The sequence below is a fragment of the Acrocarpospora catenulata genome (assembly GCF_018476525.1).
GTDB classification, from domain to species: domain Bacteria; phylum Actinomycetota; class Actinomycetes; order Streptosporangiales; family Streptosporangiaceae; genus Acrocarpospora; species Acrocarpospora catenulata.
The window spans coordinates 139,279-154,720 of the sequence record NZ_JAHCST010000008.1 but is presented as its reverse complement, the minus strand read 5'-3'; the positions used below and the strand labels follow the sequence as shown (position 1 = coordinate 154,720).

The following is a 15,442-nucleotide window of genomic DNA, read 5'->3' as shown; positions in this document are numbered from 1 at the left end:
CGCCACCGACAGTTTCCCGGATCACTCGGGGCTCGCGGGCGGGAACAACTTCGGCCCGGGAAATCGCTGAAGCCGAAAGAGAGCGTTCCTGGGAGGAAACATGCCAGTCCAGCGTCTGAACCATGCCGTGCTCTACGTGCGCGACGTCGACCGCAGCGTCGCCTTCTACCGGGAGGCGCTGGGATTCCGGGTGGTCATGGGCTTCCCCGGCGCCGCCTTCCTCCAGGCTGAGGGCTCCAGCAACGACCACGACCTGGGCCTGTTCCAGATCGGCCCGGACGCGACCGCCTCCGGCGCCGGCCGTACCTCGGTCGGCCTCTACCACCTCGCCTGGGAGGTAGACACCCTCGCCGAACTAGAACGCGTCGCCACCAAACTCACCCAACTGGGCGCCCTGGTCGGCGCCTCCGACCACTCCACCACCAAGGCCCTGTACGCCAAGGACCCCGACGGCCTCGAATTCGAGGTCTCCTGGCTGGTCCCCTCCCACCTCCTGACCGAAGACATCATCAATGGCCGCACCGCCATCAAGCCCCTCGACATCCCCCGCGAAAAGGCCCGCTTCGGCGCCGAAACCCGCGGCGGCGTAGGCGTCTCCGTCTAAGAGCTACGGCCCGCGCGATCTACGAGCTGAACGCCGCTTAGGGCCCCGGATCGCTGGCACTTCGACTGCCCAGGGGCCCGGATCGCCGGCACTTCGGCGGCTGGATCGGCGGCGAGTGTTGGCAGGGACTTTGTCCCCGGACTCAAACCTTGGGGGCGGCGAGCAACTGGGCGCGGGTGAATCCCGGCTAGCCAGGCATTAGCTATTGCCATTAGCATAAAAGCTATGGACGATAGCTTCGGCCTTGGAGCCTGCGATGCCTAGGGCGGGCCTGACCCAGGCCCGGGTCGTCGACGCAGCGGTCGCCCTCGTCGACGAACGCGGCCTGGCCGCCCTGACCCTCGCCGCCGTCGCCGAACGCTGCGGGGTCGCCGCCCCCTCCCTCTACAAACACGTCAGCAACCTCGCCGACCTACGCACCCTGGTCGGCGTACGCGTAATTCACGAAATGACGGGGCAATTGGCCACCGCCATTTCCGGCCGCAGTGGCGCCGACGCCGTGGCCTCCCTGATGCGGGCCTACCGTGACTACGTGACCGAGCACCCGGCACGCTACGCGGCGATGCCGGTCGACCCGCTGCACCAACCGGAGTTCGCCGAGGCCGGGCTACGCATGCTGGAGGTCATCCAGGCCGCCCTGCGCCCCTGGGGCTTCGACCAGCCGAACCTGATTCACGCCATCCGAGCGGCCAGGGTGATCGTCCACGGCTTCGCCTCACTGGAGGCGGCCGGCGGCTTCGGACTGCCGCACGACCTCGACGAGACCTTCGAACGCGTGATCCGCATGTTCCTCGCGGACCTTCCCGAACTCTGAAACTGGAGAAGACCGATGCCCCTCGCCCGTGTCCGCCTCGCCGCCGGCGGCCTCGCCCTGGCCGGAGTCCTCTTCTTCCTCTACCCCGCGCTACGCCCCTGGCGTGAGGAGTCCACAAGGGAAGGAGCATTACAGGCGATGTCCTCGCCATGGTGGGTGGCGACCCACCTGTTCGCGATGATCGGCTTCATCCTGGTGCCGCTGGCGCTGCTGGCCGTACGCCGAGTCGTCGAGGCGACGCGGTCCGAACGACTCGCTGTAACCGCCGCCGTCACCACCTGGATCGGCGCCGGCCTGACCCTGCCGTACTACGGCGCGGAGGACTTCGCGCTGAACACGATCGCGACGAAGGTCGCCGACGGTCAGCCCCTCGACCTGCTCGACCTCGCTGACAGCATCCGCTATCACCCAGCGGCGGTCACGACCTTCCTGATCGGCCTGCTGCTGCTGGGCATCGGCCCGGTGCTCGCGGCCACGGCGATCTGGCGCTCGGGAGCGCTGCCGCGGTTCAGCGGGATCCTCTTCGCCGCCGGCTTCGCCCTGTTCATCCCGCAGTTCTTCGCCCCGCCCGCGGGCCGGGTGGCCCACGGTGTCCTCGTGGCGATCGGCTGCGTCTGGCTGGCCGTCGCGCTCTGGCGACTCCCCTCCCGCCCGGCCGCCGCACAGCTGCCGTGACCGCGGCGTCCGGGCGAGCCGCGTCTGGTCGCCGACTGACTCACCAGGTCACCGGCAGTCGCTGCACTCCCAGGATGAAGGAGTCGCGGTACTCGACCCCGTCCACGGCCAGGGCGAGGCCGGGTAGCCGGTCGATCAGTTCCTGGAGCGCGATCCGCAGTTCGGCCCGGGCCAGCGGCTGGCCGAGGCACTGGTGCACGCCGAAGCCGAAGGCCACATGCTGGTGCGAGCCGCGGCCGAGATCGAGCTCGCCGGGGCCGGGGAAGACCGAAGGGTCGTGGTTGGCGGCGTCCAGCCAGGCGATCACGCCTTCCCCGGCCCTGACCAGCTGCCCGTTGATCTCGGTGTCGGCGACCACCGCCCGGGGCAGCCCGGTGCGCACGATGGTCAGGTAGCGGAGCAGCTCCTCCACCGCGTCCTCCATCGACTCCGGGTCCTTGCGGAGCCGTTCCAACTGGTCGGGGTGGCGGAGCAGGATCAGCACACTCAGGCCGATCATGTTGGCGGTGGTCTCGTGCCCGGCCACCAGCAGCAGCATGGCGACGCCGATCAGCTCCGCGGCGTCCATCTCCCCGGTCGCGACCCGCTCGGCGACCAGCCGGCTGAGCAGGTCGTCGCCGCCGTCCCGCTGCTTGGCCGCGACCAGCTCGGTCATATACGCGATGAGCTCGTCCCTGGCGGCCAGGATCGCCTCCATCGAGCTGGCCCAGGCCAGCATGGTCCGGGTCCGCTCCTGGAAGAAGGCATGATCCTGGTAGGGCACCCCGAGCAGCCGGCAGATCACCATCGACGGCACCGGCAGCGCGAACCCCTGGACCAGATCGGCCGGTGGCCCTTCGGCGCACATGGCGTCGAGCGCGTCCACCACGATCTCCCGGATGAGCGGCTCCATCAACCGGATACGCTTGATCATGAACTCGGGGGTGAGCATGCGCCGCAGCCGGGCGTGGTCGGGCCCGTCCATGCGGATGAACGAGCCCGGGCTGGGGGCCATCTGCTGCGGAGGCAGGCGGCGCACTATGGGAAATCCCGGCCGGGTCACGTCGCTGGAGAAGTTCGGGTCGCGCAGCACCTGGCGGACCAGCTCGTGCCGGGTGACCAGCCAGGCCGTATCCCCGCTGGGGAGTTCCACCTGCCCGATGCCATCCGGGAAGTCGATCCGCGGCACGGCCAGCGGGTCGCCCTCGGCGGGCCGGATGGGAAATCGCGGTGTACCGATCATCAGAATGCCCCCCCTGTCTCGGTACAACCCACGCTAGCTGCCGTTCAGGCAAAAATGCGCATTAGGCAAGTATGCCGGAGGGGTAGGTATATTTACCTTAGAGGGCGGTGACACGATGACTGGGCTACGTGAGCGTAAGAAGGCCGCCATCCGGCAGGCGGTACACGAGACCGCGCTGCGGCTGGCGGTCGAGCGCGGCATCGACAACGTCACCATCGACGAGATCGCCGAAGCCGCGGGCATCTCCCGCCGTTCGTTCTCCAACTATTTCACCGGCAAGGAAGACGCCCTCATCCACCCCGACGGCCAGCAGATCCGCGCGATCGTGGACGCCGTCCGGACCCGCCCGCCCGGCGAACCGGCCTGGGCCGCGATGCGCGCGGTCATCCGGGGCATCGTCCGGGAGGACGAGCAGACCGTGCAGGGCTGGGCGATCCGCACCAGGCTCGCACTCCAGCATCCGGCGATCCTCGCCGTACAGCTGGGGAAACACGCGGCGCTGGAGCGCGACCTGGCGGGCGTGGTGGCCGAACGCGACGGCGTCGATCCCGTACGAGCCCAGGTGCTGGCCACCGCCTTCCTGGCCGGGCTGCGGATCGCCCTGCGTCGCTGGATCCAGGAGGAGCTGACCGCCCATCCGGCGGACATCATCGAACAGGTCCTGGACGAGATGGAGAAGCCCTTCACTTAGCCGCCTGGAAGGCGCGACCGGACTCGGTGGGGGCGCCGTTCTCGTCGAACAGACCGCTGCCCGGTTTCCCGGTGGCGGCAGGAAGCCCGAACCAGGCGTATCGGTGCACGTAAGGGAGGGTGGACAACATCTTCGCCGAAGCGGTGATGAAGGCGGCCTGTTCGGCGTCGGAGGCGTAGCGGGTGCCGTTGGAGAAGTCGATCAATGCGTACTCGGTGAGCCAGATCGGTTTTCCGTAGCGTTTGTAGACCGCGTTCAGGTACGTCTTCAGATGGGAGACGGCGGGCTGGGTGCGGAAGTCGGCCCCGTACCAGTGCAGGGTGATGAAATCCACGCGGTAGCCGCGTTCTTTCGCGCCCGTCATGAAGCGGTCCAGCCAGCCGCCGGGGGTGTCGCCGCCGAAGGCCACGCCGGGACTGCCGAGGATCTTTCCGGCCCGCATGAGCTTGGGCCAGTGGGAGAGGGCCTCCTCGACGGTCATGTTCGCCTGGGCGGGCAGGTCGGGCTCGTTGAAACTCAGCAGGTACGGCCCCGCGCTACCGGCCTGGGCCAGGGCCTGCGGGTTGACGTTCTCGGCGGCCCTGATCATCGGGATGAAGGTGGCGTTCCGGGGGGTGGCGATGCCGTCGTGGTGGCTGGCCCAGGTGTAGTACCAGCTGGCCCCGGACTTGGCGAGGGCCGCGCTGACATTGGGGGCGTTCCAGACGGCGACCCCCTTCTTCTCCGGGGGCGCGGCCACCGGGGGCGAGGCGGATCGGGTGGGGGCGACCGGGTCGAGGGCGAGGGTCCGGGAGGGTGAGGGGGAAGGCGTCGGGGAAATCGAGGAAGGGGCTGCCTGGGGTGGTGGGGGTGGATCGCCCGGGACCACCTGGGTGATCACGAGAACGGTGATCGCGATGGTGGTGACCCCGGCCGCCGCCGCGGTGGCGACAGTGCGCCCGGGCGAACCTGCCGAGGAGAGCGCGAGTTCGGGTCGTACGGGCGCCGACCAGAGCTTGTGGAGGGCGAACCCCGCCGGGACGACGATGAGGGGGAGGCCGGAGAGCAGCCGGTCCAGGGGGATGAGCCCGCGCGTCCGGGGTGTGCAGTTCGGGCAGGACCGGATGTGCCGGGCGAACCGTTTGCGCCAGAGCGGGCTGGGGACCCCGTCCCAGTCCCAGCTCAGCTCCCGCAACTCCGGGCAGGACGCCAGGTGCTGCAACGCCCGTACGACGGTGTGCGCGGTCTGCACCTGCTCCTTCATCCGCTGCACCCGTACGGCGGCGTGCCGCGCCGACAGGCCGAGCGCCCCGGCCAGATCGGCCCGCCCCAGCTCCCCGGTCTCCTCCAGCCACCAGAGCGCGAGCAGCGCCCGGTCGTCGTGGTCCAGCCAACGGGTCGCCTCCGCCACCTCCCGCCGCTGGTCGGTCAGCCCCAGCTGGAGAATGGTGACGGTCGCGAAGTCCGAGGCGGGATCGGGGAGCTCGCTGGCCACGTCCAGTTCCGCGCTGCGATAGCGCGCCGTGCGCCGGTCCGCCTCGTGGTCGCGTACCTGCCGGACCGCGATGGCCACCAGCCACGACCGGTACGCCTCCAGGTCCCGCAGCCCCGGCAGCCCGCGCACCACCCGGATCAGCGTCTCCTGCACCACGTCGTCCACGTCGGTGTGCCCGTTCAGCGCCCGGCCGACGATGTTGTAGACGAGCGGGAGCGAGTCGGCCACCAGTGCGTCCAGGGCGCGCTGGTCCCCGTCCCTGGCGGCGGCCACCACGGCAGTGTCCGGACCGCTCCTGGCTGCTCCCCGCATCGGCTCCCTCTCTCCGTCTCCGGACCAACCCTCACCAATGGAGACGGACGGCGCAGGCTCGGACAACATTTTTTGGGGATTTGTGTTGTCCGGCCGTCCGTGCGAGGTCTCCCAGTGCAGAAGGCCTCAAACCTCTCGGACAAAGGACCTCATCCGTAATGAGTGAGACGAGTACCAGAGTTTCCCGCCTTGCGCTCGGAAGCGCCCTCGCGGCGGTTCTGGGCGCCTCCCTGGTGAGCGGGGTCAGCCCGGCCGCCGCGGCCGAAGCGCCGCTGTCGCAGCTCCGCCCGGCCGCCGCCTCCTCGGCCGAGCGCGGCGACCTCGCCCCCGCCTTCGCCGTGGACGGCAAGGCGAACACCCGCTGGTCCAGCAAGTTCAGCGACCCCCAGTGGCTCCAGGTGGACCTGGGCGCGGTACGCACGATCAAGAAGCTGGTCATCAACTGGGAGCACGCCTACGCGGCCGCGTACACGATCCAGGTCTCCAACGGCAGCGGGACCTGGCAGACCGTGAAGTCCGGCGCCGGGATCGACGGCGTGCAGACCATCGACCTGTCCACCAGCGGCCGGTACGTCCGCCTGCACGCCACCAAACGCGCCACCCAGTGGGGCGTCTCCATCTGGGAGTTCCAGGTGTACGGCCCGGCCGGCGCGACCCCCACCCCGAGCCCCAGCCCGACCCCGACTCCCACGCCGACCAAGCCCTCCCCGACTCCGACGACCTCCCCGAAGCCCACGCCGAGCGCCGAGCCGACCGGTGAACTCCCCAAGGGCCCGGTTCCGCCGGGGGCGGTGCGGGTCGCGGAGTTCGCGGCCGAGTGCCCGTTCAGTCACCGGCTGCCGGACGATCCGATCGTGATGCCCGGGCTTCCCGGCGGCTCGCACATGCACAGCTTCATGGGCAACGAGACCACCAACGCGAACACCAACCTGGGCAGCCTGCTCAAGGGCTCCACGACCTGCGAACCCAAGGTGGACCTGTCCTCGTACTGGGTGCCGACCCTCTACAACGGCGACACTCCCGTCGAGCCCAGCAGCGCCACCTTCTACTACCTGGGCGAAGGCGTACGGGATGAGCTGGCCGCCCAGACTCGGGCGTTCCCGCAAGGGCTCCGGGTGGTGGCGGGCAACGCCAAGGCGACCGGTCCCGACGGCACCAGCAGCGCGCGGTGGTCGTGTCTGCACGCCGGGCAGGTCGGGGCGTCCAAGAACTTCGTGAACTGCCCGGCCGGCACCAAGCTGGAGACCTACCTGGACTTCCCGCACTGCTGGAACGGCACGGACCTGGACTCGCCCGACCACAAGAGCCACATGTCCTACCCGGTGGGCAACGGCTGCCCGCCCACCCACCCGGTGGTGGTGCCCAAGCTCCGCATGGTGATCCGCTACACCCTCAACGGCGACCCGGCCAACTTCCGCCTCTCCTCCGGGCCCGGCTACACGATGCACGGCGACTTCTTCAACGCCTGGCCGGAACAGGAACTGGAGCGCCGGATCCGCGACTGCATCCGCCCGAAGGTGAAGTGCGGCACCGACGGCACCCCGTAACACAAGCCATCCCCTGCGGGCGAGGTCCGGGTCCCGCTCCGGACCTCGCCCCCACCCATCGGCCGATTTTCGGAGGTTGACATGCGATGGATCGTGGTCGGCGCGGTGCTGGTGCTGGTCACCGGCTGTTCCGCGGCCGCGGTTCCGCCTCCCGCGCCGAGTGCTGCGGTCTCGTCGTACAACGCGACGGACGTGGCCTGGTTGCAGCTGCTGATTCCGATGACCGAGCAGGCGGTCAGGCTCTTTGACACGGTGCCGGAGCGGACTGGCAATCCGCAGGTGGTCGAGGTCGCGCGGGTGATGCGTGGCGATCACCAGAGTCAGCTGGAGCGGCTCAGGGAACTGCTGCGGCGGAGTGGGAACGCGGAGACCGACATCCATGACGGTCATGACCTTCCGGGCATGGTGACGCCGGACGATCTGGTGATTCTCGGCAAGGTGAAGGAGCGCGCGTTCGACCGGCTATTCGCCGTGCACGTCAGCGAGTATCTCCGCCAGTCGGTGCTGGTCGCGGACGGGGAGCAGAACTCCGGAGCCGATCCCGACACAAAGGAATTCGCGGCGAGCATGGCGCGGTCCCGGCAGGACGAACTTGGCAAGCTACCGCGGAGCGATCCGTCATGACGGCCCGTGCACTCCCACGGCGGAGAGACTCGGCTGCCCCGCGAAGGGGTCCGGCTGCCCCGCGGAGGGGTTCGGCTGCCGCGCAGCGGGGGGACTCGGATGTCGCGAGGTGGGGAATCCCGGCTGTCGCGCGGCGGTCGGGGCGGAGTCAGGCGAACCCGGCGGTCGTGCTCGCGGTCATCTGGAGTGGCGCGCTCGCCGCCACCCTCGGCTGTTGGGCCGACTTACCCGAAATTTCGGGACTCGGGGAGTGGCTGGCGTGGGCGGGGCGACTGGCGGGGTTGCTGGCCGGGTACGGGTGCGCGGTGCTGCTGGGGCTGATGGCCCGGGTGCCGGTGCTCGACCGGGGTGTGGGGACCGACCGGCTGGCACGGTGGCACGCGTTCGGCGGGCGGTGGACGGTCGGGCTCTCCGTCCTGCACATGATCTTCGTGATGGGCGCGCATTCGGTGAAGTCAGGGCTTGCCGCCGGAACGATCGGCCTCATCGTGGACGGCCGCCATATCGCCGAGGCGACGATCGGCCTGGTGCTCCTGGTCGGCGTGGGCGTGGTCTCCACCCGCGCCATCCGCCGCCTAATGAAGTACGAAATCTGGCACTACCTCCACTTCTTCACCTACGTAGCCGTCTTCGCAGGCTTCAGCCACCAGCTGACCGGCCCCGACTTCGCGGGCGGCGGCGTGGCCCGCGCCCTCTGGGTCACCTTGTACATCACAGTGGCGATCGCCCTGCTCTGGTGGCGTTTCCTCACCCCGGTACGGCGCGCCCTCCGCCACCGGCTCCGCATCGAGGAGATCCAGTGGGAGTCACCGAGCATCGTCTCGGTGTACCTGTCAGGGTCGTACCTGGAGGAACTCGGCGCCGAGCCCGGCCAATTCTTCCGCTGGCGATTCCTGGCCCCGGGCATGTGGTGGACCGCCAACCCGTACTCCCTCTCCGCCCCCGCCAACCCGAAGTTCCTCCGCATCACGGTCAGAACGGTCGGCGACCACAGCCGCGCCCTGGCCCGCCTCCGCCCGGGCACCCGGGTCTGCGCCGAGGGTCCGTACGGCGCCCTGACGGCGGCGCGGCGGAGTCGGCGGCGGGTGCTGCTGATCGGCGGTGGAGTGGGGATCAGCCCGCTCCGCACGCTCTTCGAGACCCTGCCGGGGCAGCTCACCCTGGTCTACATGGTCCGCAGGGACGAGGACCTGGTGCTCCGCGACGAGCTGGACGTGATCGCCGCCCGGCGGAACGCCACCGTGCACTACACCCTGGACGAGACCAGGTCGGTGCCGCTCACCGGCCGGGGCCTGCGCGCGCTGGTCCCCGACCTCACCGAGCACGACGTGTACATCTGCGGCCCCGGCGGCATGACCAGAGCGGCCAGGAGCGCCCTGCGCCGCGCGGGTGTGCCCGCCCGCCGCATCCACGTCGAATGCTTCGACTTCTGAACGCGAGCCTGACTCATGCCGCTCTTATGACTCCCTTGAGTCGCGCTTAATGTCACAAACCAGTCAAGCCCGCTACCGTAACGGCATCCGCAGGGCCATCGCCGTCTGGCAGCAACATCTGCCGACCCGTCACCTGGCTGATGGCAACGTACGAAATTTCCGGACATCGACCGGCGCCTTGACCTGCGCAAGGCCACCCCCCGAGCGGCCTGGCCGCCGGAAAGGCATTGGTGACACGTGACGAGAAGACGGATCATGGCATGGTTCGCCGCCCTGCTGACGGCGGGCGCGATGGCGACGATCCTGCCATCCTCCCCGGCCGCCGCGGCGGCCTGCGCCACCCCCTGGAACGCCACCGCGGTGTACACCGGCGGCATGACGGCCTCCCACAACGGCCGGAACTGGCTGGCCAAGTGGTGGACCCAGAACGAGGCGCCCCCCGGCACCACCGGCGTCTGGGCCGACCAGGGCGCCTGCGGCGGCGGCACCACCCCGCCGCCCAGCGGTGGCTGCAACCATCCGAACTGGCAGGCCGGGACCTGGTATCCCGCCGGCAGCATCGTGCGCTACACCAACGGCCAGTACTACATCGCCGAGCACGACAACCCGGGGTACGACCCGACCATCAGCACCTGGTACTGGGACCCCTACACCTGCGGCAGCACCCCGCCGCCCACCAACCCGCCCCCGACCGGCGGTTTCGTGGTCAGCGAGGCGCAGTTCAACCAGATGTTCCCGGGCCGGAACTCCTTCTACACCTACAGCGGACTGGTGGCGGCGCTCAGCGCGTACCCGGCCTTCGCCAAGACCGGGAGCGACACGGTGCGGAAGCAGGAGGCGGCGGCCTTCCTGGCGAACGCGTACCACGAGACCGGAGGTCTCGTGCACATCGTCGAGCAGAACACCGCGAACTACCCGCACTACTGTGACCTGAGCCAGCCGTACGGGTGCCCGGCCGGACAGGCGGCCTACTACGGGCGCGGGCCGATCCAGCTGAGCTGGAACTTCAACTACAAGGCGGCCGGCGACGCGCTCGGCCTCAACCTGCTCGGCAACCCCTGGCTGGTGCAGAACGACGCCGCGGTGGCCTGGAAGACCGCGCTCTGGTACTGGAACACCCAGAGCGGCCCCGGCACGATGACCCCGCACAACGCGATGGTGAACGGCGCGGGCTTCGGCGAGACCATCCGGAGCATCAACGGCAGCCTGGAGTGCAACGGGCGCAACCCGGCCCAGGTGCAGAGCCGGATCAACGCCTACCAGCGGTTCGTCGGCATCCTGGGGGTCTCCCCGGGCAACAACCTGTCCTGCTGAACCGGCTCTTGCGCCGGTCGGGAGGCTCATGTTCTATTTAATTCTTAGGAAGGTTTCCTTTCAATAGATGCTGAAGCTGGCGGCGTCACCCCGCTCGGCAAAGGCGAACCTTCGTCATGGGCCCGGCCTACGGGCCAGGCCCGCGTACCCGGAAGACCTCCCAAGGAGGAAAGTCAGGTGTACCTACGCAAAAGGGTGGCGTCCGCCGCCGTCGGCCTGATGGCCGGCACGATCCTCGTGGTGCTGCCGTCCAGCCCGGCAACCGCCCACGGCACCATGTCCAACCCGCCGAGCCGTGTCTACGTCTGCAAGAACGAAGGCCCGGAGAACCCGAAGTCCGCCGCCTGCAAGGCCGCCGTGGCGGCGGGGGGCACCCAGGCGTTCTACGACTGGAACGAGGTCTCCCTGCTGGAGGCCGGTGGCCAGCACCGCACGCTCATCCCGGACGGGAAGCTGTGCAGCGCGGGCCGCGACAAGTACCGCGGTCTTGACCTGGTTCGCTCGGACTGGCCGGCCACGCCGTTCTCGGCCGGACCGCGAACGATCACCTACCACGCCACCGCGCCGCACTCCAACAGCAACTTCGAGTTCTACATCACCCGCGCGGGGTGGAACCCCAGCATGCCGCTGAAGTGGTCGGACCTGGTGCACATCCAGACGTTCACCAACTTCAACCCGACCACGTTCACCAACTGGACGATCAACATCCCGCAGCGGACCGGTCGGCACATCCTCTACTCCATCTGGCAGCGCGTGGTCGGCAGCAACGAGGCCTTCTACACCTGCTCGGACGTGGACTTCGGCGGCGGTACCAACCCGACTCCGACGCCCACCCCGACCCCCAGCAACCCGACCCCGACGCCCACCCCGACCCCGACGACGACCCAGCAGCCGGGCGGCACCTGGGCTCCCGGCGTGGCGTACGCGGTCGGCGCCCGGGTCACCTACGGCGGCCTGAGCTACCAGTGCCTCCAGGCGCACACCTCGCTGGTCGGCTGGGAGCCGCCCAACGTGCCCGCGCTCTGGAAGCGCGTCTGACCTGATCGATCCTGGCCCGCGCCCGGCCCCCGGGCGCGGGTCCTCCGGGAGGACCCCATGCGGCGGTACGTCGCGCTCGTTGCCCTGGCCACCACCGCCCTGCTGAGCTCCGGTTGCGGGACCGACCAGCCGGAACCGGCCGTCAACGCCTCGGACGTGATGTTTCTGCAGATGATGGTCGCCCACAACCGCCAGGGCCTGGACATCACCAAACTCGCCGAAGCCCGCGAGGTACGCCCCGAGGTACGAACCCTGGCCGCCGCCATCGCCGCCACCCAGGACACCGAAGTCCAAACCATGATCCGCTGGCTCCGCGACTGGGACCAACCCCTCACCGCCAACCCGGACGACCACCACGCCCACGGCGGCATGCCCCAGACCACCAAGTCCGAACTGGCCCGCCTCCGCGACGCCAAGCCCTCCGACTTCGAACGCCGCCTCCTCAACACCCTGATCGCCCACCAGGACGACGGCGTCCAACTGGCCCGCTACGAGAAGGGCGGCGGCACCAACCCCGGCACCCTCGACCTGGCCACCAAAATCGACACCTCCCGCACCGCCCAAATCAAGTACATGCTGGAACTCCTCGACACCTCTCCTCCGAACACCTGAAGCCGGTCGCCGCGTACCGTCCTGCACGGGACACGCTCGGTTAAGTGAGCGAATTCGAGTAATCCTCTCGTTGAGCAGGATCTTTTCCGAAGCATGACAAAAGGGTCTTGACGGGTTGATTCGATCATGTAAAGCTCGGGGCCTGCGCGCATGTTAAGCCCGATCTGTCCGGCTTTACATCAGGGGACACTGCATGGCCCATGTATCGCAAGTACGCGCTATCGACAACTCCGTCATCCAACTCGAAGTAGACGATTCCGAGAAAGACGCGCTGAACACCTGGTGCGGGCACGTGCGTTACACGCCCAAATACGGGGGGCGTAATACCACGGCCGATGTCTGGGCGCTGGAACTCGCCCCGATCACGTCGCTGGGATCGGCGATCTGGTCGGTCGGCGGCCGGGAGCGGGAACGATTCTCGCTGGCCGGTGGGGAAGTGGTGGTCTACGACTGCGACAAGCCGTCGGATGCCCGCTGGGCGGCCTGGCTGGGGCCCTGGCACATGGCGCACGGGATGTTCTACGCGCCGCAGTGGGAATCCTCCGACATCGTGGAGACCTTCAGCAGAGTCGCCTTCACCGACACGCCCGAGGGCATGACCGCCGACCCCGGCGCCAGGTTCGACCTGCAGTCGTCCATGTACCTGCAGACCATCGCGGGCGTCGGCACCCTCCAGGTCCAGTCCAAACAGGCCGCGGCCGGCAGCGTCCCCAAATGGCGGGGTTACGTCGCCCAGGCGGGCGAGATCTGGCGGATCACCAGCACCCCCAACGCCACCGCCCAGCCCCTGCTCATGGTCACCCCGACCGTGGTGGCCACGCTGAGCCCGTGGGACGCCCCGAGGGAGTCCCGGCCGGGCGTCTCGGTCCGCACGCTCGCCGCGGCGGCCAATCCGAGCGAGGCCGCGGCCGGATTCCTGACCAAGGTCAGGCGTATCGACTGGAACGGCTGACATGGATCCGCTGACGGCCGCCGTCATCGTCCTTGGCCTGCTGGTCGCGTTGATGTTCGCGGCCGGGGCGGGCCTCTACCGCCGGGTGCGCGAGCTGGAGCTGGCCACCTACCACGGGGTCGGGCTGCGGCTCGGCGCCGGCCAGGAGGAGCAGGCCAAATCCAGCCTGGCCACAACGGACGGCACCACCCTGGTCGTGAAGATCAACAGGCAGTGCCCGGTCTGTGAGGACCTGCTGCTGGCCATCGGCAAGCTGGCGCCCGGCCTGCCCGCCGACCACTCCTTCACCGTGGTCTCCGACGACCCCGGCTTCGACAGGAACCTGCCCGAGACGGTACGGGTGATCAAGGATCCGGCCGTCTGGCGGTCGATCACGGTGCCCTACACCCCCGCCCTGCTGGTGGTCGGGCCGGACGGCCTGGTGGTCTTCACCACCCCGGTCGGGTCCGGGGAGGCCCTGGGTGAACTGGTGGAACGGGCGGTAGCGAGACGAAAGGAATCACTCACGTGACCATGACCGGTCCTGCAAGCTCGATTCTCGACCAGATCCCGAGCGCGGACGAGCGGCCAGAGGGGGCGCTGCCGTCCCGGATGGGCGTGGTCAACCCCCGCTGGAGCCGTCGCCGCATGATCGGGATGGCGTTCGGCGCCGCCACGGCCGCCGGGCTCGGCGCGCTGGACCTGCTGCCGGGCGCCCGCCCGCGCAGCGCCGCCGCCGTCGTCTACACCACCATCTGGACCGACGGCTGCCACGGGTACGCCAACGCCACCTCGGTGTGCACACCGTCCAGCGCGTACTACGGCTCGGACAACTGCACCAACACCTGGCACCGGGACGACGGCTACTCCGGGACCTGCGTCAGCATCAACTACACCTCCTACTCCAACACCTGCGACGGCAGGAACGCCTGGCGCTGGACCGGCGGCAGCACCTCCAGCCTCCGCCGGAAGTGCTCGGACGGCTACTACTACTCCGTGACCTGCGGCAGCAGCGGCTCCGGCCGGTTCTCCATCTGCCGGACCGCCATCTAGATGGGCAACGCGACCGCCTCCGTACGCCTGCTGGCACCAGGTCTGGTGCTGATCGTGGCGGCGGAGGCGGCCCTGCTCGCGGCGGGGGCGCACGCCGCCGGGACCAGCGGCTTCACCTGGCTGGTGGCCGCGCTGGTGGCCGGGTTCTCGCTGTCCGGCTCCGTTTGAAGCCTCAACAGCGCCTGGGTGCTGTCCTCGTCGGTCCGGCGGGGCTCTGACGTTTCCGGCTTCGTCGCCGGATTGTTCATCGGAGCGATGGCGACCGCTTTCGGTTTCCTGCTCCTCGGCTCGCTGCTGCGCGCGCCGTTCCCGATTCTCTGGCTGCGGATATTCGTGGCCGCGGCGGCGGTGGTGCTTTTACTCCAGGAAATCGGGGTGCTCAAGTTCCCCATTCCGCAGAACGCCCGGCTGGTGCCGCAGTTCGTGACCAGGATTCCTTTCTGGGGCTCGGTGCAGTTCGGCATGGAAATGGGCACCGGAATGCGGACCTACTCCCCGACCGCGCTGCCGCACGTCATGGCGATCGCCGTCATGTTCCTGGCCTCCTGGCCCGAGGCGCTGCTGGCCGGCGCCGGATTCGCGCTCGGCCGGACGGTGATGCTGCTCACCTTCGTGACGGCCCGGAGCAAGATGTCCGCCGACACCGCCTTCTACTTCACGCTGCCCCGGCTCCGCCCGCTCTTCGTGCTGCTGATCATCCCGATGCTGGTGCCGCTGGTGCTCCCATGATCCTGGTCAGGTACGCCCTGGGGGCGATCCTCCTGCTCGCCGTCACGGGCAAGCTCCGTGCCTTCCGCGGCTTCCGCGACAGCCTGGCGGTGTTCGGGGTGCGCGGCTGGACCGCCCCCGTGGCCATCGTGATCGCGGAGGCCGGAACCGCGGCCGTCGCCTTCTCCCCGTTGCCGAATCTGCTCGCGGGGATCGCGGGCCTGCTGCTCGGGCTGGGCTTCACGGCGGCGCAGACGTATCTGCTGGTGGCCGGGGAGTCGGCGTCCTGCCAGTGTTTCGGCGTCCAGGAGAAGGCGTCCGCGTGGACCTGGTCCCGGGCGGCGGCGGTGCTCGTGCTCGGCCTGGCGCTGGTCACGGTCTGATCCTCAA

General features: G+C 69.3%; 18 protein-coding genes. 16 read left to right on the top strand and 2 right to left on the bottom strand.

Annotated elements, in window-relative coordinates:
• Nucleotides 1-100 precede the first annotated feature (100 nt).
• The 3 genes from KIP79_RS10825 to KIP79_RS10815 all read left to right on the top strand — a co-directional run bounded on the left by KIP79_RS10825 (nt 101) and on the right by KIP79_RS10815 (nt 2,093).
• The gene (locus KIP79_RS10825; RefSeq protein WP_214104585.1) at nt 101-604 is read left to right on the top strand and encodes a VOC family protein; all 504 of its coding nucleotides are present in this window, start codon (nt 101-103) and stop codon (nt 602-604) included.
• Nucleotides 605-860: 256 nt separating this feature from the next.
• Nucleotides 861-1,418 carry a TetR/AcrR family transcriptional regulator gene (locus KIP79_RS10820; protein ID WP_214104584.1) on the top strand — a complete coding sequence of 186 codons (558 nt, stop codon included), beginning with the start codon at nt 861-863 and terminating at the stop codon, nt 1,416-1,418.
• 15 nt (nt 1,419-1,433) lie between these two features.
• Entirely contained in the window at nt 1,434-2,093 is a 660-nt protein-coding gene (locus KIP79_RS10815) for a hypothetical protein (protein ID WP_214104583.1), read from the top strand.
• Nucleotides 2,094-2,133: 40 nt separating this feature from the next.
• Here KIP79_RS10815 and KIP79_RS10810 read toward each other — a convergent pair whose 3' ends face one another.
• Nucleotides 2,134-3,315, bottom strand: a complete 1,182-nt coding sequence (locus KIP79_RS10810) for a cytochrome P450 (protein ID WP_214104582.1) — start codon at nt 3,313-3,315, stop codon at nt 2,134-2,136.
• Nucleotides 3,316-3,430: 115 nt separating this feature from the next.
• Between KIP79_RS10810 and KIP79_RS10805 the strand changes: the two genes are divergently transcribed.
• Nucleotides 3,431-4,006, top strand: a complete 576-nt coding sequence (locus KIP79_RS10805; RefSeq protein WP_214104581.1) for a TetR/AcrR family transcriptional regulator — start codon at nt 3,431-3,433, stop codon at nt 4,004-4,006.
• Here the strand turns inward: KIP79_RS10805 and KIP79_RS10800 are convergent.
• Complete coding sequence (locus tag KIP79_RS10800) at nt 3,999-5,792, bottom strand: sigma-70 family RNA polymerase sigma factor (protein ID WP_214104580.1); 1,794 nt, start codon at nt 5,790-5,792, stop codon at nt 3,999-4,001. The genes KIP79_RS10805 and KIP79_RS10800 overlap by 8 nt on opposite strands.
• A gap of 158 nt (nt 5,793-5,950) precedes the next feature.
• Here KIP79_RS10800 and KIP79_RS10795 point away from each other — a divergent pair, with 158 nt between their 5' ends.
• From KIP79_RS10795 to KIP79_RS10740, 12 genes are all read left to right on the top strand, one after another.
• Nucleotides 5,951-7,339 (top strand): DUF1996 domain-containing protein, encoded by a 1,389-nt coding sequence (locus KIP79_RS10795; protein WP_214104579.1) that lies wholly within the window; start codon nt 5,951-5,953, stop codon nt 7,337-7,339.
• An 81-nt stretch (nt 7,340-7,420) separates the two neighbouring features.
• On the top strand, nt 7,421-7,963 hold the full coding sequence (locus KIP79_RS10790; protein WP_214104578.1) for a DUF305 domain-containing protein: 543 nt from the start codon (nt 7,421-7,423) through the stop codon (nt 7,961-7,963).
• 167 nt (nt 7,964-8,130) lie between these two features.
• Nucleotides 8,131-9,396, top strand: coding sequence for a ferredoxin reductase family protein (locus tag KIP79_RS10785; protein ID WP_308169662.1), 1,266 nt, complete (start codon nt 8,131-8,133; stop codon nt 9,394-9,396).
• A gap of 255 nt (nt 9,397-9,651) precedes the next feature.
• Complete coding sequence (locus tag KIP79_RS10780) at nt 9,652-10,710, top strand: glycoside hydrolase family 19 protein (protein WP_250213014.1); 1,059 nt, start codon at nt 9,652-9,654, stop codon at nt 10,708-10,710.
• 177 nt (nt 10,711-10,887) lie between these two features.
• Nucleotides 10,888-11,748: a lytic polysaccharide monooxygenase gene (locus tag KIP79_RS10775; RefSeq protein ID WP_308169661.1), complete on the top strand. Its 861-nt coding sequence runs from the start codon at nt 10,888-10,890 to the stop codon at nt 11,746-11,748.
• Nucleotides 11,749-11,805: 57 nt separating this feature from the next.
• Nucleotides 11,806-12,360, top strand: a complete 555-nt coding sequence (locus tag KIP79_RS10770; protein ID WP_214104576.1) for a DUF305 domain-containing protein — start codon at nt 11,806-11,808, stop codon at nt 12,358-12,360.
• 193 nt (nt 12,361-12,553) lie between these two features.
• Nucleotides 12,554-13,312, top strand: a complete 759-nt coding sequence (locus KIP79_RS10765) for a hypothetical protein (RefSeq protein WP_214104575.1) — start codon at nt 12,554-12,556, stop codon at nt 13,310-13,312.
• 1 nt (nt 13,313) lies between these two features.
• The gene (locus KIP79_RS10760; RefSeq protein ID WP_214104574.1) at nt 13,314-13,823 is read left to right on the top strand and encodes a thioredoxin domain-containing protein; all 510 of its coding nucleotides are present in this window, start codon (nt 13,314-13,316) and stop codon (nt 13,821-13,823) included.
• A 2-nt stretch (nt 13,824-13,825) separates the two neighbouring features.
• The gene (locus KIP79_RS10755; RefSeq protein ID WP_214104573.1) at nt 13,826-14,344 is read left to right on the top strand and encodes a hypothetical protein; all 519 of its coding nucleotides are present in this window, start codon (nt 13,826-13,828) and stop codon (nt 14,342-14,344) included.
• A complete protein-coding gene (locus KIP79_RS10750) occupies nt 14,345-14,512 on the top strand; it encodes a hypothetical protein (protein WP_214104572.1) in 168 nt (55 codons plus the stop codon).
• Nucleotides 14,513-14,599: 87 nt separating this feature from the next.
• The gene (locus tag KIP79_RS10745; RefSeq protein WP_214104571.1) at nt 14,600-15,073 is read left to right on the top strand and encodes a hypothetical protein; all 474 of its coding nucleotides are present in this window, start codon (nt 14,600-14,602) and stop codon (nt 15,071-15,073) included.
• On the top strand, nt 15,070-15,435 hold the full coding sequence (locus tag KIP79_RS10740; RefSeq protein WP_214104570.1) for a MauE/DoxX family redox-associated membrane protein: 366 nt from the start codon (nt 15,070-15,072) through the stop codon (nt 15,433-15,435). Before KIP79_RS10745 ends, KIP79_RS10740 begins: the two co-directional genes overlap by 4 nt.
• Nucleotides 15,436-15,442 lie beyond the last annotated feature (7 nt).

Bases quoted from the DNA above. Each gene is read 5' to 3' on its own strand.
- KIP79_RS10825 (WP_214104585.1), top strand. From the start codon at position 101: ATGCCAGTCCAGCGTCTGAACCATGCCGTGCTCTACGTGCGCGACGTC.
- KIP79_RS10820 (WP_214104584.1), top strand. From the start codon at position 861: ATGCCTAGGGCGGGCCTGACCCAGGCCCGGGTCGTCGACGCAGCGGTC.
- KIP79_RS10815 (WP_214104583.1), top strand. From the start codon at position 1,434: ATGCCCCTCGCCCGTGTCCGCCTCGCCGCCGGCGGCCTCGCCCTGGCC.
- KIP79_RS10810 (WP_214104582.1), bottom strand. From the start codon at position 3,315: ATGATCGGTACACCGCGATTTCCCATCCGGCCCGCCGAGGGCGACCCG.
- KIP79_RS10805 (WP_214104581.1), top strand. From the start codon at position 3,431: ATGACTGGGCTACGTGAGCGTAAGAAGGCCGCCATCCGGCAGGCGGTA.
- KIP79_RS10800 (WP_214104580.1), bottom strand. From the start codon at position 5,792: ATGCGGGGAGCAGCCAGGAGCGGTCCGGACACTGCCGTGGTGGCCGCC.
- KIP79_RS10795 (WP_214104579.1), top strand. From the start codon at position 5,951: ATGAGTGAGACGAGTACCAGAGTTTCCCGCCTTGCGCTCGGAAGCGCC.
- KIP79_RS10790 (WP_214104578.1), top strand. From the start codon at position 7,421: ATGCGATGGATCGTGGTCGGCGCGGTGCTGGTGCTGGTCACCGGCTGT.
- KIP79_RS10780 (WP_250213014.1), top strand. From the start codon at position 9,652: ATGGCATGGTTCGCCGCCCTGCTGACGGCGGGCGCGATGGCGACGATC.
- KIP79_RS10770 (WP_214104576.1), top strand. From the start codon at position 11,806: ATGCGGCGGTACGTCGCGCTCGTTGCCCTGGCCACCACCGCCCTGCTG.
- KIP79_RS10765 (WP_214104575.1), top strand. From the start codon at position 12,554: ATGGCCCATGTATCGCAAGTACGCGCTATCGACAACTCCGTCATCCAA.
- KIP79_RS10760 (WP_214104574.1), top strand. From the start codon at position 13,314: ATGGATCCGCTGACGGCCGCCGTCATCGTCCTTGGCCTGCTGGTCGCG.
- KIP79_RS10755 (WP_214104573.1), top strand. From the start codon at position 13,826: ATGACCGGTCCTGCAAGCTCGATTCTCGACCAGATCCCGAGCGCGGAC.
- KIP79_RS10750 (WP_214104572.1), top strand. From the start codon at position 14,345: ATGGGCAACGCGACCGCCTCCGTACGCCTGCTGGCACCAGGTCTGGTG.
- KIP79_RS10745 (WP_214104571.1), top strand. From the start codon at position 14,600: ATGGCGACCGCTTTCGGTTTCCTGCTCCTCGGCTCGCTGCTGCGCGCG.
- KIP79_RS10740 (WP_214104570.1), top strand. From the start codon at position 15,070: ATGATCCTGGTCAGGTACGCCCTGGGGGCGATCCTCCTGCTCGCCGTC.